The 21,274-nt window shown below is 46.5% G+C and carries 19 protein-coding genes; 16 read left to right on the forward strand and 3 right to left on the reverse strand.

The genetic code is table 11. The features are described 5' to 3' along the window. The first annotated feature begins 12 nt into the window (after window positions 1-12). The 6 genes from glmL to EDD70_RS13220 are packed head-to-tail and all read left to right on the forward strand — an operon-like array spanning window position 13 to window position 6,794. Window positions 13-1,401: a methylaspartate mutase accessory protein GlmL gene (gene glmL / locus EDD70_RS13195; protein WP_092756134.1), complete on the forward strand. Its 1,389-nt coding sequence runs from the start codon at window positions 13-15 to the stop codon at window positions 1,399-1,401. Next, window positions 1,385-2,830, forward strand: a complete 1,446-nt coding sequence (locus tag EDD70_RS13200) for a methylaspartate mutase subunit E (protein ID WP_092756136.1) — start codon at window positions 1,385-1,387, stop codon at window positions 2,828-2,830. Before glmL ends, EDD70_RS13200 begins: the two co-directional genes overlap by 17 nt. Window positions 2,831-2,865: 35 nt before the next feature. Then, window positions 2,866-4,116, forward strand: a complete 1,251-nt coding sequence (locus EDD70_RS13205; protein ID WP_092756138.1) for a methylaspartate ammonia-lyase — start codon at window positions 2,866-2,868, stop codon at window positions 4,114-4,116. A gap of 15 nt (window positions 4,117-4,131) precedes the next feature. Beyond that, window positions 4,132-5,493 (forward strand): acyclic terpene utilization AtuA family protein, encoded by a 1,362-nt coding sequence (locus EDD70_RS13210; RefSeq protein WP_092756140.1) that lies wholly within the window; start codon window positions 4,132-4,134, stop codon window positions 5,491-5,493. Between the two features lie 23 nt (window positions 5,494-5,516). Next, window positions 5,517-5,834 carry a DUF4387 domain-containing protein gene (locus tag EDD70_RS13215; RefSeq protein WP_092756142.1) on the forward strand — a complete coding sequence of 106 codons (318 nt, stop codon included), beginning with the start codon at window positions 5,517-5,519 and terminating at the stop codon, window positions 5,832-5,834. 36 nt (window positions 5,835-5,870) lie between these two features. Further along, window positions 5,871-6,794 (forward strand): alanine-tRNA synthetase second additional domain-containing protein, encoded by a 924-nt coding sequence (locus EDD70_RS13220; protein ID WP_092756144.1) that lies wholly within the window; start codon window positions 5,871-5,873, stop codon window positions 6,792-6,794. Between the two features lie 40 nt (window positions 6,795-6,834). On the opposite strand, the gene EDD70_RS13225 is transcribed toward EDD70_RS13220, so the two are convergent. Both EDD70_RS13225 and EDD70_RS13230 read right to left on the reverse strand, forming a co-directional pair. Beyond that, the gene (locus EDD70_RS13225) at window positions 6,835-8,130 is read right to left on the reverse strand and encodes a sensor histidine kinase (RefSeq protein ID WP_162840935.1); all 1,296 of its coding nucleotides are present in this window, start codon (window positions 8,128-8,130) and stop codon (window positions 6,835-6,837) included. After that, a complete protein-coding gene (locus EDD70_RS13230; RefSeq protein WP_092756148.1) occupies window positions 8,123-8,803 on the reverse strand; it encodes a response regulator transcription factor in 681 nt (226 codons plus the stop codon). The genes EDD70_RS13225 and EDD70_RS13230 overlap by 8 nt, the downstream gene beginning before the upstream one ends. A gap of 150 nt (window positions 8,804-8,953) precedes the next feature. On the opposite strand from EDD70_RS13230, the gene EDD70_RS13235 reads away from it, so the two are divergent. From EDD70_RS13235 to EDD70_RS13265, 7 genes are all read left to right on the forward strand, one after another. Next, on the forward strand, window positions 8,954-11,251 hold the full coding sequence (locus EDD70_RS13235) for an ABC transporter substrate-binding protein (protein WP_092756150.1): 2,298 nt from the start codon (window positions 8,954-8,956) through the stop codon (window positions 11,249-11,251). A 4-nt stretch (window positions 11,252-11,255) separates the two neighbouring features. After that, complete coding sequence (locus tag EDD70_RS13240; protein WP_092756152.1) at window positions 11,256-12,110, forward strand: carbohydrate ABC transporter permease; 855 nt, start codon at window positions 11,256-11,258, stop codon at window positions 12,108-12,110. Next, complete coding sequence (locus tag EDD70_RS13245) at window positions 12,107-12,949, forward strand: carbohydrate ABC transporter permease (RefSeq protein WP_092756154.1); 843 nt, start codon at window positions 12,107-12,109, stop codon at window positions 12,947-12,949. Before EDD70_RS13240 ends, EDD70_RS13245 begins: the two co-directional genes overlap by 4 nt. A gap of 36 nt (window positions 12,950-12,985) precedes the next feature. Further along, window positions 12,986-14,392 (forward strand): efflux RND transporter periplasmic adaptor subunit, encoded by a 1,407-nt coding sequence (locus EDD70_RS13250; RefSeq protein ID WP_123811060.1) that lies wholly within the window; start codon window positions 12,986-12,988, stop codon window positions 14,390-14,392. After that, window positions 14,389-15,564, forward strand: a complete 1,176-nt coding sequence (locus tag EDD70_RS13255) for a hypothetical protein (RefSeq protein ID WP_092756158.1) — start codon at window positions 14,389-14,391, stop codon at window positions 15,562-15,564. The genes EDD70_RS13250 and EDD70_RS13255 overlap by 4 nt, the downstream gene beginning before the upstream one ends. A 147-nt stretch (window positions 15,565-15,711) precedes the next feature. After that, on the forward strand, window positions 15,712-16,656 hold the full coding sequence (locus tag EDD70_RS13260; protein ID WP_092756160.1) for a type I phosphomannose isomerase catalytic subunit: 945 nt from the start codon (window positions 15,712-15,714) through the stop codon (window positions 16,654-16,656). Window positions 16,657-16,819: 163 nt separating this feature from the next. Then, on the forward strand, window positions 16,820-17,650 hold the full coding sequence (locus EDD70_RS13265) for an MYG1 family protein (protein WP_092756162.1): 831 nt from the start codon (window positions 16,820-16,822) through the stop codon (window positions 17,648-17,650). Window positions 17,651-17,705: 55 nt separating this feature from the next. On the opposite strand, the gene hcp is transcribed toward EDD70_RS13265, so the two are convergent. Further along, window positions 17,706-19,295: a hydroxylamine reductase gene (hcp, locus tag EDD70_RS13270; protein ID WP_092756164.1), complete on the reverse strand. Its 1,590-nt coding sequence runs from the start codon at window positions 19,293-19,295 to the stop codon at window positions 17,706-17,708. 199 nt (window positions 19,296-19,494) lie between these two features. On the opposite strand from hcp, the gene EDD70_RS13275 reads away from it, so the two are divergent. Genes EDD70_RS13275 through EDD70_RS13285 form a run of 3 tightly spaced genes read left to right on the forward strand, consistent with a single transcriptional unit; the run spans window position 19,495 to window position 21,111 of the window. Continuing rightward, window positions 19,495-20,292, forward strand: a complete 798-nt coding sequence (locus EDD70_RS13275) for an SDR family oxidoreductase (protein WP_092756166.1) — start codon at window positions 19,495-19,497, stop codon at window positions 20,290-20,292. Further along, complete coding sequence (locus EDD70_RS13280; protein WP_242943178.1) at window positions 20,285-20,761, forward strand: GNAT family N-acetyltransferase; 477 nt, start codon at window positions 20,285-20,287, stop codon at window positions 20,759-20,761. Before EDD70_RS13275 ends, EDD70_RS13280 begins: the two co-directional genes overlap by 8 nt. Further along, complete coding sequence (locus EDD70_RS13285) at window positions 20,758-21,111, forward strand: arsenate reductase family protein (protein ID WP_092756168.1); 354 nt, start codon at window positions 20,758-20,760, stop codon at window positions 21,109-21,111. The genes EDD70_RS13280 and EDD70_RS13285 overlap by 4 nt, the downstream gene beginning before the upstream one ends. Window positions 21,112-21,274: the final 163 nt, after the last annotated feature.

Below are 21,274 nucleotides of genomic sequence, written 5' to 3' on the forward strand. Positions count from 1 at the left end.
AGGTGAAGTCGTGTGAAACCAATTCTTCTTATAGATTTTGGCAGCACCTACACCAAGGTGACCGCGGTGGATGTAGACAGCAATATCTTGCTTGGAACAGCGGGCAGTTATACTACCGTACAAAGTGATATTAACAACGGGCTTGCCGCCGCATTCGAACTGCTTGAACAAAAAACTGGCAAGTTAAATTATGCAGAACACTTTGCGTGCTCCTCGGCGGCGGGAGGTTTGCGGATGATTACAAGCGGGCTTGTTCCTGAGCTGACTGCCGAGGCGGCAAAACAGGCAAGTCTTGGTGCAGGGGCAAAAGTGGTGGGGGTATATTCCTACCAGCTTACCGAAGACGATATCAGCGAAATAGACGCCGCAAATCCGGATATTATTTTGTTGACAGGGGGTACGGATGGCGGTAACAGCGAATGCATGTTGTACAACGCAAATATGCTTGCACAGGCACAGGGCAGCTTTCCTATCGTAATAGCAGGGAACCGCACCTGCGGCAGAGAATGCCAGCGTATTTTGCAGGGCAGGCAAACCTACCTTTGCGAAAATGTTATGCCAAAGTTCGGCACGCTCAACATTGAGCCTGCACAGCGTCAAATCCGCGAGATATTTTTACAGAGGATTATTCAGGCAAAAGGTTTGAGTAAAGCAAGCGAGCTTATCTCTGGCATTTTGATGCCCACCCCTGCAGCTATGCTCAAAGCGATGAAATTGCTTTCAGACGGCTACAAAGAGGAGAGCGGCATCGGTGAATTAATTGGAATCGACGTTGGCGGGGCAACCACCGATATTTACTCGGTGGCAAACGGTATGCCCGCCAAAGCCAACACCGTTTACAAGGGCTTGCCCGAGCCTTATGCAAAGCGTACCGTAGAGGGCGACATTGGTATGCGCTACAGTATCCACGGTATTGCCGAGGCTGCGGGATTTGAGCGAATCAGCGAGCTTTCAGGTATTTCGCCGCAACGTGTGCAACAACTGGTGGAATATCTTGCCGATAACACCGAAACACTGCCGTATAATGCCGAGCTGGCTGCAATGGATTTTGCACTCGCATCACTTGCTGTAGAAATTGCAGTGACTCGCCATGCTGGCAAGATGGAGCAAGTCTATACCGCGATGGGGCTTACTTTTTTGCAAAGCGGTAAAGATTTGAGTGAGGTAAAACGCATTGTAGTAACGGGAGGCTCGCTGGTTCACAGTAAAAATATCAATGCAATTGCCGCTCATGCATTGTATCAGCCGGCGCAGCCGATGTTTTTAAAACCAAAATCAGCTCAAATATTGGTGGACCGCAGCTATATACTTTCTGCTATGGGGTTGCTGAGCGAGCACTATCCCGAAAATGCACTGCGAATTATGAAAAAGGAGTTATTGAGCCATGGAAATACAGAATAAACGTATGAGCGACGACGAGTTCAATGCAATCCGTGCACAGGTGCTAACCCAGTGGCCGACGGGGAAAGAGGTTGATCTCCAAGAATCGATTGACTTTCATAAAAAGCTGCCCAAGAACAAGATTTTCTCATTAAAACTCAAAGAGGCAAAGGATAAGAGAATTACACTGGTTCAGCCACGGGCAGGTGTTGCTCTTATTAAAGAACATATCGAGCTGCTTACTTATTTACAGGATAAAGGCGGGGCTGATTTGCTGCCCACCACCATTGACAGCTACACTCGCCAAAACCGCTATGAAGAGGCTGAAAACGGCATATCCGAATCCATCAAGAGCGGTAAATCCATGCTCAACGGCTTCCCTGCCGTGAACCACGGTGTAAACGGCTGCCGTCAGATAATCGAAAGCTTAAATGTGCCGGTGCAAATGCGCCACGGCACCCCGGATGCGCGCCTTCTTGCAGAAATCGGCTTTGCAGGCGGATTTACCAGCTACGAGGGCGGTGGCATCTCTTACAATATCCCTTATGCAAAAAGTGTATTGCTAGAAAAAACAATTCTCGACTGGCAGTATTGCGACAGGCTTGCGGGTGTTTATGAAGAAGCGGGTATTTCCATCAACCGCGAACCGTTCGGCCCGCTTACCGGTACGTTGGTTCCACCCTGTATCTCGCACGCGGTTGCTATCATCGAAAGCCTGCTTGCCGCAGAGCAAGGTGTTAAAAACATCACGGTAGGCTATGGGCAGTGCGGCAACTTGGTACAGGATGTTGCGGCGATTGGCACACTGGAAGAGCTTACCGAAGAATACTTACATAAATACGGCTACAACGATGTAGTTGTCACCACCGTGTTGCACCAATGGATGGGAGGCTTCCCGCAGGACGAGGCAAAAGCATTCGGCGTTATTTCTTGGGGGAGCTCGGTTGCGGCACTTTCAAAAGCCACCAAGGTTATCGTAAAAACACCGCATGAGGCAATGGGCGTACCCACCATGGAGGCAAACGCGCAAGGCTTACGCTGCACCAAACAGGTGATTTCTATGCTGGGAGACCAAACACTCACTGCAGCAGGCCTCGAGCAGGAAAAACGCATCATCAGCGAAGAGACACGCTGTATTGTAGATAAATGCTTTGAACTGGGCAGCGGCGATATTGCGCTTGGCGCGGTTCGTGCGTTTCAGGCAGGCGTTATTGACGTGCCGTTTGCGCCCAGCCGCTACAATGCGGGTAAAATGCTGCCGGCGCGCGATAACAACGGTGCTATCCGTATTTTAAACGCAGGTGCTGTGCCTCTTTCTAAAGAATTGCTTGATTTTAATAAAGACATGATAGAAGAGCGCGCTAAATTTGAAAAGCGCAAGGCGTCTTTCCAGATGGTGATTGACGATGTCTATGCCATATCCAAAGGCAGGCTTGTAGGCAGACCTTAAGGCTAACCAATTTATTATAAACGGAGGCATTTGATATGAAAATTATAGATGTAATCTGCTCCAAGGCGCGTACCGGCTTCTTTTTTGATGACCAGCGTGCAATCAAACGGGGCGCTGTTTCGGATGGCTCGGCATATTTCGGAGAAACAGCTACAGAAGGCTTTTCGGCAGTTCGTCAGGCAGGCGAGGCAATCTCTGTTATGTTGCTGCTCGAAGACGGTCAAATCGCCTATGGCGACTGTGCGGCGGTGCAGTACAGCGGAGCGGGAGGGCGTGACCCGTTGTTTCTTGCGCAAGACTTCATCCCTGTTATTGAGCAGTATATCAAGCCTGAACTGGTTGGTATTGAGGCAGACAACTTTCGCTCGCTTGCCGAAAAAATCGAATCAATTCAAGTGGATGGAAAACGTTTGCACACGGCAATTCGCTACGGAGTGACGCAGGCATTGCTCGATGCGGTGGCAAAGGCAAGCAAACGCATGATGTGCGAAGTAATCGCAGACGAATACGGCACCGCAGTCAGTGACAGAGAAATCCCTGTTTTTACTCAGTCAGGTGATAATCGCTTTGATAATTCCGATAAAATGATTATGAAAGGTGCACAAGTTTTGCCGCATGCACTGATCAACAATGTAAAAACAAAACTGGGCGAAAACGGCGAAATACTGGCAGATTATGTTCGTTGGCTGCGCGATCGCATCTTGAAACTACGCCTTACACAGCACTACAACCCTGTCTTGCACATTGATGTGTACGGCACCATTGGTGCGGCATTCGGCAACGAGAACTATACCGCTATGGCTGATTACCTTGCAAGCCTTGCCGAGATAGCAAAACCGTTCCATCTGCGCATCGAAGGGCCGATGGACGTGGAAGACAGAGAAAAGCAGATGCTTGCTCTTAAAGAACTTACCCGAATCATAGACGAGCGTGGAATTGACGTGGAACTGGTGGCCGACGAATGGTGCAATACGTTTGAGGATATCAAGTATTTTGCAGACAACAAAGCAGGGCATATGGTGCAAATCAAAACCCCCGACCTTGGCGGGGTGAACAATACAGTAGAGGCGGTGCTTTACTGCAAACAAAAGGGTATCGGTGCCTATCAGGGCGGTACCTGTAACGAAACCGACCGCAGTGCGCAGGTTTGTGTACACATTGCTATGGCTACACAGCCCGACCAAATGCTTGCAAAACCCGGTATGGGTGTGGACGAAGGCTATATGATTGTGTACAACGAGATGCAGCGTATTTTGGCTATGCAAAAAGCAAAATCGAAACATTAAAGGGAGGGCAGGCAGATGAAAGAGGAATTCAGAATACTATCCGCAACAGCCATATTAGGCTATGGATTTCCCAAAGAGAGCTTTGAAGAAGGGATGAAGCGCCGCCCTCACCTCATTGCTGTAGACGCGGGTTCCAGCGACCCGGGGCCTTATTATCTCGGTGCGGGTGTTTCGTTTACCGACCGTGATGCCGTCAAGCGCGACCTCGAGATTATGATTTCTGCAGGTATCAAACAAAATATCCCCGTTGTTATCGGTACGGCCGGCGGCAGTGGGGGCGAGCCTCATCTCTCTTGGTGCCGCGAGATTATTGAAGAAATTGCAAAAGAGAATGATTTGCACTTTAAGCTTGCGGTGATTCATTCAGAATTTAGCAAAGATGAAGTCAAAGCGGCGCTTGCGGCGGGTAAGGTGCATCCGCTGGACCCTGCACCGCAGCTCACAACAGAAGAAATTGACAAAACTACCCGCATTGCGGCACAAATGGGTATGGAGCCGTTTATCAAAGCACTCGACGGCGGGGCACAGGTGGTACTGGCAGGGCGCGCATACGATCCATCGGTTTTTGCGGCACCGGCTGTACGGGCGGGCTGCGACAAAGGGCTTGCTATCCACCTCGGTAAAATTTTGGAATGTGCATCCATTTGCGCAACACCGGGTAGCGGCTCAGACTGTATGTTTGGTTACATCGGCGACGATTATTTTCGCGTAGAGCCATTGAGCCCGGTGCGTAAGTGCACGACACTTTCGGTTGCAGCGCACACCTTATACGAAAAAACCAATCCGTACATTTTGCCCGGCCCCGGCGGACATCTCGATCTAACACACACTCAATTTGTGCAAGAAACCGAAAACACCGTAAAGGTCAGCGGCAGCAAGTTTGTCCCTTCAGATAAATATACCGTTAAGCTGGAGGGGGCAAAGTGCATCGGCTACCGTACGGTTTCGGTTGCGGGCACGCGCGACCCGATTATGGTCAGCAAAATAGATGACATTATTGCAGGTGTGCGCGAGCGTGTAGCGGATAATTTCCGCGATAAAAATTGGAACTATTATCTGCACTTTAACATTTACGGCAGAGATGGAGTAATGGCAGCGCTTGAACCGCTGAAAAACGCCCCTGCACCGCATGAGCTCGGCATCGTTATTGAAGCGGTTGCCGACACGCAGCAGCAGGCAAACACCATTTGTGCATCTGCCCGCTCTACCATGCTGCATTACGGCTACGAGGGCAGGCGCGCCACCGCGGGCAATCTTGCGTTCCCCTATTCGCCAAGCGATTTTCATGCAGGTGAGGTTTATGTGTTCAGCGTCTACCATATCATCGAGGTAGATGACCCTGCGCAGCCTTTCCCGATTGATTATGTAGAGCTCTAATGCTAAAATAGGAGGAGATCGCAATGAAAACAAAGCTTACGGATATTACCGACATCATCCGCAGCAAAAATTCCGGCCCCTATGAGCTGACTCTTGACATTATGTTTAAAGATTTTGAGAGCTTTCACAGGGCTTGTGCAGAAAAAATTATCAACGAAAAAGTGGTGTGTGATCTTTACCGTATTACACCCGATAAAATTATCAATATCATTGAATTTACCCCTGCAAAAGCAATTAAAATCACCATTAAGCGCCCCATCTGTTCGGGCGATTTGGGTGAGACTGATGTTTACGGCGCACAGCAGCATGCCCCGCTTTTGGGGTTGGAATTTGATTGGTAAGCACTGGTAAACGGGTGAATTATAAGGAGTGAAACGATGTCCTACTCGCTTCGAATGCAAAAGAACCATTTATACAGCGTGTTTTTCGCACCGCGCGGTAATGTTCGCATGGCAGACCTTGGCATGCAGATTGCACAGCAGTACCTCAGCCCGTTCGACCGTCTTATTGGCATCATCGGCGAAGCGGGCTCGGGTAAAAGTATGCTTGTAAAAGGCATGTTCCCCGGCCTTGAGCTTTCAAACGACGATGAGGGGGTAAATGTACGCCCACTGCCCATACTACATTTGGATGAAGGCGGTTTTTACAGTGCGCACACCTACCATGTAGACATCCGCTTTGAATCGGCTTTTACGCAAATGCATGTGCTAGCAGATGCCATCGTTGAAGCAAATGCCAAGGGCAAGCGAGTGGTTGTAGAGCACTTCGAACTGGTTTACCCGTTTATTAAGCGCAACGCACATCTCCTTATCGGTGTGGGCGAAGAAATTATCATCACCCGCCCCAACCTGTTTGGTCCGGTACCGCAGGACCTTGCCGAAATTGTTTTTAAATCCATCCATTACCGCAAAATGGCACATACTGCCGAAGACCTTTGCGAATACTTTATCCTCAAAAAATTTAAAGGCAAGTATGTGCACGATGATGTAAAGCATGGTTTTGTACTGGGTTTTAACGATAAGCCCGACATTGATTTGGAAAGCTTGCAGCAGCAGGTATGCGATGCCATTGCGCAGGACATATCAATTTCTTATTTGGACGAAGAACATATTCTGATTGGAGAAGACCGCCACCACTGCACAGGGCCGCGCATGCATGTGCGCAGCACGGGCGAAATTGGGCAGTTTACATTGCTCAAAGAGTTCCCCTACGATGCAGCCAATGACCGTTACCTTATGGTGGGGCTTGTGGGTGATGAGTGGGATAAATTAGGTGGAGACCTAAATAAAATTGTATTTTAAAGCGTAGAAAGAGGCTTGAGCATTTCGCTCAAGCCTCTTTCTATGTTTCGCATGGCAGTGTGAGAATAAACGTAGCCCCGCCGCCGGGGGTATCTGCAATGATCAGCATGCCATGATGTAAATTTACAATTTCTTTCGCAACACACAATCCAAGCCCATAATGCTCTTTTTTGCTGCGGGATGCATCTGCGCGGTAAAAACGGTCAAATATATGCGCCTTGTGTTCATCTGGTATGCCAACACCGTTGTCGGCAACTTTCAGTTGTATTCCCCTGTGGTAAAGTTCAGCAGAAAGTTCGATGTGGCCTCCTTTGGGTGTATAGCTTACCGCATTATCCATTAGTACAGCGAGCACCTGCCCCATGCGCTGACGGTCACAGCGGCATTTGGGCAAGGGGTCATCGGGCAGTACTACAGACAGAGCAATTGCTTTTTTAGCAGCAATCTGCTCAAAATGCTCCGATGCGGTAAGCAGGAGAGTTTCTAAATCCACTTGTTCTTTGTGCAAAGACCAAGTGCTATTATCAGCACTTGCAAGCGTAAGCATATCCCCAATGAGGCGGGACATGCGAACGCATTCTTCGGTAATGGCACTGGCAAAATGCTGTGCGCGTTCGGGGGTTGCCTGCTGCATGGCAGAGATGCTTGTTTGTATCACTGCCAACGGAGAACGCAGCTCATGCGATGCCGCAGATACAAATTCTATTTGCTTGCGGCGGCTTTCTTCTACAGGTTTTACTGCCCATGCAGTAAAAAACCAAGCAAAAACAGTGAGAAGCACAACAGCAAGAAAAACCAATCCCCCAAACATCCAACGCAGGTTTTCAACCTGAACCTGTTCGTCGTGCTTTGATTTAACAACAGTAAGCCCCACCCAGCCTTTGGCTACAGGCACTACTGCGGAGGCTGAATAATACTCGTTACCGGTAATGTCGGTTAGTGTGAAAATGGCTGTTTGTGTTTGCACCCGAGTATCCGGAGCAACAGAAACGTTTAGCCCATACTGCTGCAACGCGGTTTCGCGCGCCTTTTGTGCCATAGTTTGCCTGTTTTCAACGTCCCAAGTTCCGTTGTAAAGCAAAGGTTTGCCGTTGTCTCTTACATCAATCATCAAGCGGCTGCTTGTTTCGGTTTGTGCAAGCCATGCATGATCCAGCACGTTTTGGCTGCCGATGTGATACAGTATGGCATTCACATCACTTTTAAACGAAATTTGTCCGCGCTGTGCCAGGTGCTGCTCTGCAATTGCAAGAGAGCCGCATGCCATTGCAATCAAAATTACCCCTGTGATTGCAGTACAAACAAAGGTAAGGCGCAGCTGTAATTGTTTAAACATCGGCATCCTCCAGGCGGTACCCCACACCGCGTACTGTTTTAATTTGCAGCGTACTGCCTGCCGCTTTCAGCCTGCGCCGTAAAAAATGGATGTAGTTATCAAGGTTGCCTTCCTCTACTCCCGCATCCGGCCCCCAAACGCGTGAGAGCAAAACGGTACGAGGTAAGGTTTGGTTGGGGTTTTTTAGAAGCATTTCCAGCAAATCTCCCTCACGTTTGCTGAGTGAGCAATCGCCCTTTACGCCATGCAGGCATTTTTCAGTGCCTTCGTAGGAGATATCCCCAAATTCCAGCGGTTTTGCACCTTCCCACTGGTGGGGGCGGCGGCTCATAGCACGAATGCGAGCCAACAGTTCTTCCATAGCAAATGGTTTTACTAAGTAATCGTCTGCACCGGCATCCAATCCCTCCACGCGCTGAAAAACATCACCCAACGCTGTTATCAGAAGTACAGGCGTAGATATACCCTCTGCACGTGCTTTTTTTAAAACGGTGATTCCATCCATTACGGGCAGCATTCGGTCGAGTAAAATCAAATCATGCACGCGTTCGCGAATCCAGCGCAGCCCATCGTCGCCATCGTGGCATACATCCACCGTAAATCCTTTACGCTCCAACTGAAAGCAAACCGCGTCGCACAGCTTATCGTCGTCTTCTATCATCAAAATACGCATTTCTGTCACCCCATTGTCTAACATAACTCTCATTATATCACACAAATCTTAAAACTTTCTCAAGAATGAATGCTTTAAAGAATGCTTAGAGATTTGTATGGTAAAGTAAAAACTGTTAAACTATTATGATATATTTTGGAGGACGATACAATGATAAAAACTTATAAAAGGATTGCCGCAGGTTTACTGGCATTGGTTGTGCTGCTGACAACGTCAAGCTGTAAAAGTAAACTGTCACCAAAGCAAGACGGTGTGCCCTCGGGCGATGCTGCCATGGGGCGGTACATCGAAGAGGAGTATGAATTGCCCGAGAATATCGGTTATGTACAGATGTTTAAGCAAAGGGATGACGGCGTCATTGAGCTGTTATGCAACTCCAACCCCGATACAGCCCTGGGCCCGTGGAGCATTTTTACTTCTGCCGATGGCGGAAAAACCTGGACAAAAAAAGATACCCCATGGATTTCTGAACTGGACAATGCCGTTATTCAAGGTGCCGATTACGCAAAAGACGGCAGCCTGCATATTGCGTATTTAGAATACCCTGCAGAAGTTATAGAGATGGTGAAAAAAGGGGAACAACCGCAGGAAGAGCCGCAGAGCAAACAATTTTTTATGGTGGTTGATGCAGCAGGCAAAGCAAGCGCTTCTGAAAAACAACTGCCCAAAGATGAAAGCATGGCAAGTATCAGTAATATAAAGGTTGCCGATAATGGCGATTATGTATTCTACAATTACTTTAGCTTAAATCAAGTCGATCCGAATACGATGAAAATAAAAAACACCTTTACTCCCAATAGCGTTCGGCAGTTGGAAAACTATTTGGTGTTTGGCAACACCCTTGTACAACCCGATGGGGACTCGGTTGTTTTATTCGACCTTGAAACGGGAAAAAACCTTGCAACCATACCAATTTCAGCTGATAATGCGGATGCAGATTCGCTCGGCGATGCAGAGCGGCTAATAACAGTAAGTGATGATAATAAGGCGTTGTATCTGTGCGATAATACCGGTATTTACCGCCGTTTACTGGATGGTAACGTGTTTGAAAAAGTGGTAGATGGTGAGCTTACTTCTTTAAATATGCCCTCTCTTACCCGCAGAAATATGATTGTACAAAAAAGCGGTGACATTTTGGTGCTTTCCCAAGGGGATGAGGGGTATGTTCTGCTAAATTACAGCTACTCAAAAGATGTACCCACTGTCCCTACCACAGAACTCAAAGTATATTCACTCCAAAACAACAAAACCATACGTCAGGCAATGGGGCTTTATCAAAGGGCAAACCCCGATGTGCATGTTTCTTACACCGTAGGGCTCACCGGCAGCGATGCGGTTACGGCATCCGATGCACTGCGTTCGCTCTCTACCGAGCTGCTTGCGGGCAAAGGCCCCGATTTTCTGGTGCTGGACGGAATGCCGATAGAGTCTTATATTCAAAAAGGTGTATTGCTCGATCTCGGTAATCTCGTAAACGAGCCCATTGCAAAAGGCGAGTATCTGCCGAATGTGGCAAAAACCTTTCAACTTGATGATGGCAAATTGCCTGCAATACCTGCGCGCTTTGGCGTTCCCGTTATGCAAGGGGATGATAGTGCATTTGCATCTATCCACAATTTAGATACGCTTACAGACTATCTTGTGAATGCGAAAATCGATGCCAACAAACAACGTGTGCTTGCCAGTACCTACCCCGAAACATTAATTCGTCAGTTTTACCCCGGTTGTGCACCGGCATGGTTTGCGCAAGACGGTACAATTCGGGCAGATGCATTATCCGATTTTATAAAACAGATGAAAAAGATAAGTGATACGGAAGTTCAAAATGAGTACAGTAATGAAAAACAGTTTGAGATAAGATATGACGCTATGGATTGGAAATATAATGCAATACAATTAAACATTGGCACCTTGCAAAGCCACAATGATATTGCCGCACCCGAAGCCGCTATCCGTGATAAGGGGCAAGGTAAACTTGCTCCGCTGCCCGGGCAAACAGACAATGTCTATGTACCCCAAACGGTTTTAGGTATCAATGCAAACAGTGCACAACAGCAAAAAGCAATTCAATTTTTAAATCTCGTTTTATCCGAGCAAATTCAAGATAATAATTTTTTCGATGGTTTTCCTGTCAATAGTGCATCGTTCGAAAAGGGTGCGAAAAACCCCTACCCGCCAAATGATGACGGTATGGTGTATACATCATCTTTTAAGGACGAAAATGGAAATATTCAAGAAATGATGGAGCTGCAAGTTATTTGGCCAAGTGACGCTTATATGAAAGATATGCTCAATACCATCCGCAATTTAAACACCCCTTGCACGGTAGATGCGGTTTTACAGCAAATCTTAGTCGATGAAACAAAAGATTATTTCACAGGGGCAAAGTCGCTCGAAAGCACCGTTACCGCCGTTACTGAAAAGATGAAGCTTTACCTTGCGGAGTAAGACAATGGAACACTGCAAAAAAGGCAAAAGCCTTACAGAGTTTTTATTTTTAGTACCAAGCTTGATCGGGGTCAGCATTTTTGTGCTGATCCCGTTTATAGATGTGGTGCGCCGTTCGTTTTGTGGTGCTATGAGCGGTGAGTTTGTAGGGTTGCAAAATTATGTTACCGTTTTTACCAACAAGGCATTTCAGCTTGCGGCAGGCAACACTCTGCGCTTTGTAGGCATCTGTATGCCATTGCTTATCGGTTTATCACTTCTGGTTGCGCTCATTTTGTACCATCAGGCAGAACGTGCTGCGCTTTTTAAAACCACATTTCTCATTCCCTTGGCAATCCCTGTAGCGTCGGTGGTGCTACTGTGGCGGGTGGTGTTCCACAGCAAAGGGCTGCTGTCGGCACTCGTGGTTCGTTTTGGTGGGCAGGCAATCGACTGGATGAACAGCGGCTGGGCATTCTGGGTACTGGTAGCAAGCTATTTGTGGAAGAACCTCGGTTACGACATTGTTTTGTGGCTTGCAGGGCTGTCCTCTATATCTCCGTCTATTTACGAGGCTGCAGCGGTAGACGGAGCAAACACATGGAAGGTTTTTACGCGGATTACTATGCCCAATTTACTGCCATCGCTATACACCATTACGGTACTGTCGTTTCTCAATTCCTTTAAGGTGTTTCGCGAGGCTTACCTTGTTGCGGGCGATTATCCACACAGCAGTATGTATTTATTGCAGCATTTATTCAACAACTGGTTTCGCGATTTGCAAATGGATAAACTTTCTGCCGCCGCAGTACTGACGGCACTGATTATAATGGGGCTCATTTTATTGCTGCGCCGCGCATGGGAGGAAAAATGTGAATGAAAAAATCGGCTGTAACATTGCTTTTACCTGCCCTGCTTGCCGTGCTGGTGTGGATGCCGCTGCTCTTTTTGGCGGGCGGTTCTTTTATGGGAGTAGTGGAACTTACCGAAAATTTGGCTCCTATACTTACCGATTCTTCGGGCTACGCTTCTTGGAGACTATTACCCCAATTCCCTACACTGCGCCCGTATATTGAACTTTTGCTCGATTCACCGCAGTTTTTTGTGATGTTTTGGAATTCGGTGAAACTGACACTTTGCATTCTTGCAGGTCAGTTTTTGGTGGCGGTGCCTGCAGCATGGGGCTTTGCGCAATATAGGTTTCCGTTCAAAAACTTTTTATTTACTTTATATGTGGTACTTATGCTGATGCCTTTTCAAGTAATGATGGTTTCAAGTTACCTTGTTTTGGACCGTTTCAGCCTTTTGGATACCCACGCTGCAATTATCCTGCCCGCAGTGTTTTCTACGTTCCCCGTATTCATCATGCACCGCTTTTTTTGCAGTATTCCAAACGCGGTTATCGAGTCGGCGGCACTGGACGGAGCAAACAAATTGCAAATCTTTTTGTATATGGGTGTACCGCTGGGTGCCCCCGGCATTCTCTCTGCACTGGTGCTTGGCTTTCTCGAATACTGGAGCCTTATCGAGCAGCCGCTTACCTTTTTGCGCAATAAAACTTTGTGGCCCTTATCGCTTTATTTGCCCAACATTACCGCAGATAAAGCAGGGCTGGCACTTGCCGCCTCGGTGGTGATGCTTATCCCCGCTATACTGGTATTTTTATATGGGCAAAGCTATCTTGAACAGGGCATTATTGCAGCGAGTGTAAAAGAGTAACCAATGTACATTACAATGCGACTATAAGAGGATATTATGATGAAACTAATGCAACTGCTGAATTATAAAACAGATAAAGAACGCTCACGAACCATAAAAGCAAAAGCGCTGCGATGGATGGCGGGTTTTTTCGCATTGATGATTTTGTGCACGGTGCTTTCGCGCACGGCAGATTCGCTCACCGTCGCAGTTGTTGAGGCAGAAAAGCCCAAACAAGGCGCGATTATCCATACCATTACTGCAAACGGCAAACTAGAGGCAGGTGCCGAATTGCCTGTGGTTACATTCCCTGAGGTACTTGTACAAAGTGTGCAGGTAGATGAGGGTGCAAAGGTGGCGGCAGGAGATGTATTATTTACACTGGATATCGAGGAACTGAAAGAAAAACTGTTAGTAACACAGCTGCAACAGCAAAAACTCAGCCTGCAGCTTGAAAACTACCGCCGTACTGCATCTTTGGGCGAAGAACGTGCCAAAGAAGATTTTGATGTTGCGGTAGATAACACCGATCAAGATGTGCTGCGAGCAGAGTCGGATAAAAACGCCGCTAAAAAAGAGATGTACCGTTATAAAGACGCCTATGAAGATGTTATTGCCGGTTGGAACGGCAACGACTACATTCCGCCTGAGGATGCGGACTATGATATCATGAGAGAATACCGCGCGCTTAAAGAGAATTATCACTCAAAACAACGTGCATTCAACGATGCACTAAACAAACAAACCAATGATTTACTTGCTGCCAAACGTGCGCTGGACGACGCTAAAACTGCCGATATTCAGGCAAAACTGGTCGCGATCGACTACCGTCTCGAGCAGATTACGCAAACCAAACTAAAAAACCTCATCGGCATCAACGGAGAAATCACCGCGCCTGTTGATGCTATCGTGAGCAAGGTTGAGGTGGAAGCAGGAAACAAAACCGCTGATTCTGCCGCAATGCTGATTACCCAACAGAGTGCAGGCTTACGGTTTACAGGTGAAATCGAAACATCCAAGCTTAAATATATTGCGCGCGGAGACAGTGCAAAAATCAGCTTATCAGGGGTACAAACACCGATTACCGGGCTGACGGTAGAAAGCGTCCGTTCAGGCGAAGATAAAAACACTGCCTCTAAGGTTTCTGTACTGCTCCCCGCGGGTTCGGGTGAGCTAGGTATGTGGGCAGAAATGCAGGTGATTAAGAAAACCAAAAACTACCCCACTCAGGTTCCGCTTACCGCATTGAGAGGCTCGGGTATTGACAAATATGTTTTGGTTCTGCGTGAAAGCGAAACAGTACTGGGTAAAGAACTTACAGCCGAACGCATCAATGTTACGGTAGACGATAGTAACGAAGAAAGCGCAGCAGTATCGGGCTTGCTCGATTCCAATGACCCCGTGATTGTTTCAAGCAACAAAGCCATCCATGCAGGCGACCGAGTTCGCCTGCAAACGTCATGACAGGTCTGCGCGGAGTTTCTTCCGCAGCTCTGCGCTTGGGGGTATTGTTTTTAGCGGTGCTCTTATGGGCACTTTCATGCTCCTTTAACAGTGTGCTTTCGGTAGTTAAAGGTACCGCAGTAATTCATTGTAACGCATCGCTGAATTTTTCTGATGTAAATAAAATGCGTACCACAGAAGCTGGCGCCAATAATAACATTAATTTTACCGCGTGGCAGCAAACCGACCATCAAACAATTCGCCACAGTGAGTATGTGCGCGTTGCAACTGCCGATGTGGTAACGGTTTTCGGTGACACAAAGCTGGTTTTCCCTGTTGTTCAATCCCTTTCGGCGGGGGACACAGCAGGCTGCCTTTTGGATAAGGAAACAGCATATAATATTTTTGGCACCTATAAAGCGGCAGGTTATCGGTTGCAATATGAAAATAAAACCTACATTGTGCGCAATGTATTTGCTTCATCTGAGGCAACTTTAGTAATACAAGCCGATGCCTTGTCTGACGTTGTATTTTCTAAAATTTCGCTGGATGTATCCCAATCGGCATACCCCAAGCGTGCCGCAGAAGAATTTGCAAGCCGCTACAACTTGACCGATTTTATTGTAGAAGATAATGGGACGTACAGTGGAGCAGCAGCTTTTTTTGCAGCGTTGCCTGCTTGGATTTTAGCCGCGGCACTGCTGCTTATTATGTTGCGCGAAGCATACCGTTATCGCGAAATGCCCGTACGGTTCTTGTTCTATCTTTTGGTAGGCGCCGTTATTCTCACTGTTTACTTTTTGGTGTCTGGGCTTCGTTTTTCATTTCCACAGTCTATGGTACCAACACGTTGGTCCGATTTTGAGTTTTGGCAGAGGCTGTTTATGCAAAACAAACAGCATACATTGCAAATGCTGTACATGAAAAAAGAAAAACCTGCTATTTTACTTATCCAGTTGGCGGCTAAAGCAATCGGCAGTTCTCTTGTTACTGTGTTATTGCTTTGGTATACGGTAAAAAAACATCGGGTATCTACAGCAAAAAACCTGTTTAATACCGTGTTTTTCTATTTTTTGATAACCTTTTTTGCTGTACTGCTTGCTCAAAAGTTCGTCCCATCGGCAGCATCTTTTCAAATGCTGTGGGTGTGTATTCCTTTCTTTTATGCTGTTCGCTTCTATGCACATACTTAATAGAAATCAAAAGCGGTTGAATTTTTTTAACCGCTTTTTCTACTTGGCTTGCAGTTTTTCGCACAGAGAATTATAATATAAATAGAGTATAATGCAGAATTATTAAAAAGGCGCTGTATACAAATTATTAAAGGATGAGGAATGCATATGCAACCAATGAAGCTTTCACCCGCATTTGTAGATTATTTATGGGGCGGCGAACGCCTCAAAACCGATTACAACAAAAAAACCGATATGGTACCGCTTGCGGAAAGCTGGGAGCTTTCCTGCCATAAAGACGGTAACTCCATCCTGCCTGACGGTACAACATTAAGCGATTATATCAAAAAACACCCCGAGGCAGTGGGTACGCGTGGGGCAGAATTTGCTTATTTCCCCATTTTGTTTAAACTGATTGACGCAAAAGGCGACTTGTCGCTGCAGGTACACCCAAACGATGAATATGCCCTGCGTGTAGAACACGAATACGGCAAAACCGAAATGTGGATTGTATTGGATTGCGAGCCGGGTGCCAAATTGATACACGGGTTTAAAAAAAGCATTACCAAACAAGAGTTCCGCGAAAATATTGCCGACAATACCATTTTGGATGTTGTAAATTATGTACCTGTTAAAAAAGGGGACGTCTTCTTTATTGAGTCCGGTACGCTGCATGGTATTGGAAAAGGCATTGTTATCGCCGAAATTCAGCAGAACTCCAACACCACTTATCGCGTGTACGATTACGGTAGATTGGGTGCAGACGGCAAACCGCGCCCTTTGCATATCGATAAAGCGTTGGATGTAACAAAAACCGATGCATACCAAGTAACCAACAGCAGTTATCCCCAGCGCACTGTGGGCGGCTGTACCATCGCTACACTGGCAGATTGCCGTTATTTTAAAGCCGAGCGAATGGAACTTGATGGTGAGTGCATTTTGGATGTCGATGACGGCTCTTTTGTAGGGTTGTTTTGCGCCGAAGGCAATGTGGTATTAAAAACCGAACAAACCGCATTACAACTCATCAAGGGCGATACCGTTTTTCTGCCTGCGGGTATGGGCGAATATACCTTACAGGGCAAAGCACAGCTTATTTCAATGGGCGTATGATAGATTAAAACCGTTTAAACAGAATAATATTCTATGTTTACCGGCAGGCACACTGTTGCCTGCTGATTTTTTGTGTTGTACGAATAATCAAGGCATGCAATGCCGAAAAATATGGTATAGATAGTTTTTTATTGCTATAAAACAAGAAAGAAATGAGTATGAAATGAAAAAAATAACCAATACTGCAATCACCCACGGGGGTAAATTTCACGCGGATGATGTGTTTTCAACTGCGCTGCTCAAAACACTGAACCCTGAAATTAAAATTATCCGTGCTTTTGAAGTACCGCAGGGTTTTGATGGAATTGTCTACGATATCGGTTGGGGAGAATACGATCATCATCAGGCAGACGCACCAGTGAGAGAAAATGGTGTGCCTTATGCCGCGTTTGGGTTGCTGTGGCGCGAATTCGGCGAAAGTTTGGTGGGCACCGAAGAAGCCGCACGCTTTGATGAACGTTTTATACAGCCGCTCGATCAGGATGACAACTTGGGCGGCGGAAATGCTGTGGCAGCCATCATTGGCTTATTCAACCCAAGCTGGGATTCAGATGAGGACGTGGACAATTGCTTTTTAGAAGCAGTGGAATTTGCTAAAGTAATATTGGACAAAAAACTGGAGAGCATTCGCAGCATTCAAAGAGCACGACAATTGGTAAAGGATGCACTTGAACATGCAGAGGACAACATTGTGGTTCTGCCCAAATTTGCACCTTGGAAAATGGTGCTTGTACCGTCAAAAGCCGAGTTTGTGGTGTATCCCTCACAACGCGGCGGTTACAGCGCGCAGGGCGTTCCCTCAGATGATGATGACAACGCTTTGAAATATGAATTCCCGCAGGAGTGGGCAGGAAAAACGGCAGAAGAACTAAAAAGCCTGACGGGGATTGAAACCCTGCACTTCTGCCACAATAACCGTTTTCTGGTAGCGACCGTAACAGTGGAAGATGCCATCAAAGCCTGCAAGCTTGCGCGAAGTAAAAAACAAAAATAATTATATCATTTCAAATAAAAAACTCCATGAGCGTATACCTCATGGAGTTTTGTTATTATCCCAGTATTTTTTTAAGATCTGCCTCAGGAGTAGATATAGGAGAGATTCCAAATTTCTCTACCAAAACATTTAGAATATTGGGGGAGACAAATGCGGGGAGTGTGGGGCCGAGGTAGATGTTTTTTATGCCGAGTGCCAGCAGAGAAAGCAAGATACAAACTGCTTTTTGCTCGTACCACGAAAGCACCAAAGTAAGCGGTAGCTCATTTACTCCGCATTCAAATGCACCTGCAAGAGCAATTGCAACCTGAATGGCGCTGTAAGCATCGTTGCACTGGCCCATATCCATAATGCGCGGTAACCCGCCGATTTCGCCCAAATCCAAGTCGTTAAAGCGGTATTTGCCGCAGGCAAGGGTGAGAATAATGGTATCTTTTGGGGTTTGTTTAACAAAGTCGGTGTAATAATTTCTGCCGGGGCGTGCACCATCACATCCGCCTACAAGGAAGAAATGCTTAATTGCCCCCGCTTTAACGGCATCGATTACCTTGTCTGCAACCGACAGTACCGTGCCTCGTGCAAAGCCGGTAGTGAGTGTATCGCCGCCGTTGATGCCTGTCATCGGGTGCAATTCGCGGTAGCCGCCGAGTTCAAGCGCTTTGTTGATAACAGGGGTGAAATCTTTATCCTCGTCGATGTGTACCATCTCGGGGTAAGCTACTACCTCTGTTGTAAATATGCGGTCGCTGTAGCTTTGTTTTACAGGCATCAGGCAGTTGGTTGTAAACAAAACGGGTGCGGGCAAACCATCAAATTCCTTCTGCTGGTTTTGCCATGCGGTACCAAAGTTGCCCTTGAGATGCGGGTAAGCCTTGAGTGCAGGGTAAGCATGAGCGGGCAGCATTTCGCCGTGTGTGTAGATATTAATCCCTTTGCCTTTGGTTTGTTCCAAAAGAAGATGTAAGTCGTAAAGGTCATGCCCGCTTACAACAATAAACGGCCCTGCCTCTATATTCATAGTAACCTTGGTCGGCTCGGGTGTGCCGTAAGTTTCGGTATTGGCGCGGTCAAGCAGCTCCATGCATTTCAAGTTTACGTTACCCGTCTCCATTACCAACGCAAGCAGGGTGTCTGCATCCAGTTCTTCACCGATCGCAGCAAGTGCTTTATAAAAGAACAGGTTCACTTCATCATCGGTGTAACCCAACACCAAAGCATGATAAGCGTAAGCTGCCATGCCACGGATACCAAACAAAATCAGCGATTTCAACGAGCGGATATCTTCGTTATCCGTCCACAGGTTCTGCATATCGTAATTGTCGTTGCGAACGCATTTTGATGCACAAGAAGAACATTGCGGTGCCATAGCTTGTTTGGCGGCTTCTGTTTTTGCAATTTGGCACTCAATGGCTTCATCATCAAAACTCACGTTGGTTATTGTGGTAAACAGGCCCTCAATCACGGTTTTGTGGGTTTCAGCAGTGGGGGTGCTGTTCATAGCAGTTCTTGCCAAACCAATTAACGCACCGGTTAGCTCATCCTGTAAAGTGGCTGTGTTTGCCTTTTTACCGCACACACCGGCACGTCCCTGGCATCCGGTACCGCCTGCTGTTTGCTCACATTGAAAACAAAACATATCTGGCATAATTTTTTACCTCTTTTCATAACTTTTTCGTTTGTGGATGTATTTAGTATAAAAGAAAGAGTTGCCTTAGTCTGTTGCAAAAGCAACGGAATAATATTTTCTGCAATTGATGTGCCTTGTTTGTGGCAATAGGTTATGTTATACTTTGGGCAGAAAAGTGGAAATCAATAGTACTGAAAAAGTGGACAGGATGAGACAGATGGATTTTAAAGGTAAAGTTTGTGTGGTTACCGGAGGTGCACTGGGTATTGGGCGATGTATTACCCGCGAGTTTTCAAAAATGCAAGCGAGCATTGCATTTATTGATGTTGATGAACAGGCAGGGCAGCAAAATTTAAAATGGCTTACCGCACATGGATGCAATGCTTTGTTTTTCTGTGGGGATATTGCCGAAGAAGCGGTTCTGCAAGATTTTACGTCGGCTGTCGTTGCAAAATTCGGTAAAGTAGATTATCTCATCAACAATGCCTGTATCAGCCGCAAAGGTATTTTGAGCGGGTGCGGTTACGAAGATTTTAACTATGTTCTGCGGGTAGGCGTTACTGCCCCTTATCTGCTGGCGAAGCTTTTTTTACCGTATTTCAATCTGCAAGCGGCAATTGTAAACATCTCGTCTACCCGCGCAACAATGTCGCAGGCGGACACCGAAAGCTATACTGCTGCAAAAGGTGGTATTTCAGCGCTGACGCATGCGCTGGCTGTCAGCTTATCACACAAAGTACGGGTAAATGCCATCTGCCCGGGTTGGATTGATACAGGCGCATATTACGATGAAGAGTACCAACCTTGCTATACGCAAAGTGATACCGCCCAACATCCTTCCGGCAGAGTGGGCAACCCTTACGATATTGCGCGTGTAGCAATGTTTCTCTGCCATAGTGACAGCGGATTTATCAACGGTGAAAGCATCACGGTAGATGGCGGTATGACCCATTTGATGATTTACGACAATGATGCCGGTTGGAAATATCAGCAGCAGGAGGCGAACGATGATTAAAATATGTAATATAAAAGAAAATAAAAAGCGCTATCTTAATTTGTTGCTGCTTGCCGACCCTGATGAAGCTATGATAGACCGTTATCTTGAAGATGGTGAATTGTTTGTGCTGTTCCAAGACAAAACAGCGGTGAGCGTTTGTGTGGTAGCCGAAATCTCCTCAATGGTATGCGAACTCAAAAACCTTGCAACGGCAGAGCACTGCCAAGGGCAGGGGTATGCAACGCGGTTGATGCGCTATGTGATGGAACTTTATGGTGAACGTTTTGATGAAATGCTTGTCGGAACATCTAACGCAGTCGACACAACAATTCGGTATTATCAAGGGCTTGGTTTTGAATATTCCCACACCGTTCCTAACTTTTTTACACAACATTATTCCAACCCCATTTTTGAAAATGGTGTACAGTGCAAAGATATGGTATATCTGCGTACTGTACTGCCTAAAGTAAAGGAGAAAACCAAATGAGCTATCTTTTTTTGCAATACCCGAAGTGCAGTACCTGCCAAAAAGCAAAAAAATGGCTGGACGACAACGGGATTTCTTACAATGACCGCCACATTGCAGAGCAAAACCCTACTGCTGCAGAACTGAAAACATGGCTGGATAAAAGCGGTTTGCCGCTTAAAAAATTTTTTAACACAAGCGGGCTTTTATATAAAAGCCTGGCACTCAAAGATAAATTGCCGGCTATGAGCGAGCAGGAACAGCTTATTCTACTTGCAACAAACGGCATGTTGGTAAAACGCCCAATTGTGGTGGGCGATAATTTTATTTTGGTGGGTTTTAAACCGTCAGAATGGGAAAAACTAAAATAGACGAAAAAGCAAGAGGGCTGACAGAAATGTCAGTCCTCTTGTTGGATTCAGCTTGTATTTATATATGTTAGATTATTTTTAAACAATGAAAAGATTAATGGCTCATATAATAAAAGATTGACATCTTTTAGAGATGTGCTATACTAAAATTGTAAGTAGACTT

Source organism: Hydrogenoanaerobacterium saccharovorans (assembly GCF_003814745.1).
Classification (GTDB): Bacteria; Bacillota; Clostridia; order Oscillospirales; family Ruminococcaceae; genus Hydrogenoanaerobacterium; species Hydrogenoanaerobacterium saccharovorans.

Excerpts from the sequence above, each read along its gene's own strand:
- EDD70_RS13230 (WP_092756148.1), bottom strand. The coding sequence starts at position 8,803 with ATGCGTATTTTGATGATAGAAGACGACGATAAGCTGTGCGACGCGGTT.
- EDD70_RS13210 (WP_092756140.1), top strand. The coding sequence starts at position 4,132 with ATGAAAGAGGAATTCAGAATACTATCCGCAACAGCCATATTAGGCTAT.
- EDD70_RS13285 (WP_092756168.1), top strand. The coding sequence starts at position 20,758 with ATGAGCTATCTTTTTTTGCAATACCCGAAGTGCAGTACCTGCCAAAAA.
- EDD70_RS13215 (WP_092756142.1), top strand. The coding sequence starts at position 5,517 with ATGAAAACAAAGCTTACGGATATTACCGACATCATCCGCAGCAAAAAT.
- EDD70_RS13205 (WP_092756138.1), top strand. The coding sequence starts at position 2,866 with ATGAAAATTATAGATGTAATCTGCTCCAAGGCGCGTACCGGCTTCTTT.
- EDD70_RS13225 (WP_162840935.1), bottom strand. The coding sequence starts at position 8,130 with ATGTTTAAACAATTACAGCTGCGCCTTACCTTTGTTTGTACTGCAATC.
- EDD70_RS13200 (WP_092756136.1), top strand. The coding sequence starts at position 1,385 with ATGGAAATACAGAATAAACGTATGAGCGACGACGAGTTCAATGCAATC.
- hcp (WP_092756164.1), bottom strand. The coding sequence starts at position 19,295 with ATGCCAGATATGTTTTGTTTTCAATGTGAGCAAACAGCAGGCGGTACC.
- EDD70_RS13280 (WP_242943178.1), top strand. The coding sequence starts at position 20,285 with ATGATTAAAATATGTAATATAAAAGAAAATAAAAAGCGCTATCTTAAT.
- EDD70_RS13260 (WP_092756160.1), top strand. The coding sequence starts at position 15,712 with ATGCAACCAATGAAGCTTTCACCCGCATTTGTAGATTATTTATGGGGC.
- EDD70_RS13220 (WP_092756144.1), top strand. The coding sequence starts at position 5,871 with ATGTCCTACTCGCTTCGAATGCAAAAGAACCATTTATACAGCGTGTTT.
- EDD70_RS13255 (WP_092756158.1), top strand. The coding sequence starts at position 14,389 with ATGACAGGTCTGCGCGGAGTTTCTTCCGCAGCTCTGCGCTTGGGGGTA.
- EDD70_RS13250 (WP_123811060.1), top strand. The coding sequence starts at position 12,986 with ATGATGAAACTAATGCAACTGCTGAATTATAAAACAGATAAAGAACGC.
- EDD70_RS13235 (WP_092756150.1), top strand. The coding sequence starts at position 8,954 with ATGATAAAAACTTATAAAAGGATTGCCGCAGGTTTACTGGCATTGGTT.
- EDD70_RS13245 (WP_092756154.1), top strand. The coding sequence starts at position 12,107 with ATGAAAAAATCGGCTGTAACATTGCTTTTACCTGCCCTGCTTGCCGTG.
- EDD70_RS13265 (WP_092756162.1), top strand. The coding sequence starts at position 16,820 with ATGAAAAAAATAACCAATACTGCAATCACCCACGGGGGTAAATTTCAC.
- EDD70_RS13240 (WP_092756152.1), top strand. The coding sequence starts at position 11,256 with ATGGAACACTGCAAAAAAGGCAAAAGCCTTACAGAGTTTTTATTTTTA.
- EDD70_RS13275 (WP_092756166.1), top strand. The coding sequence starts at position 19,495 with ATGGATTTTAAAGGTAAAGTTTGTGTGGTTACCGGAGGTGCACTGGGT.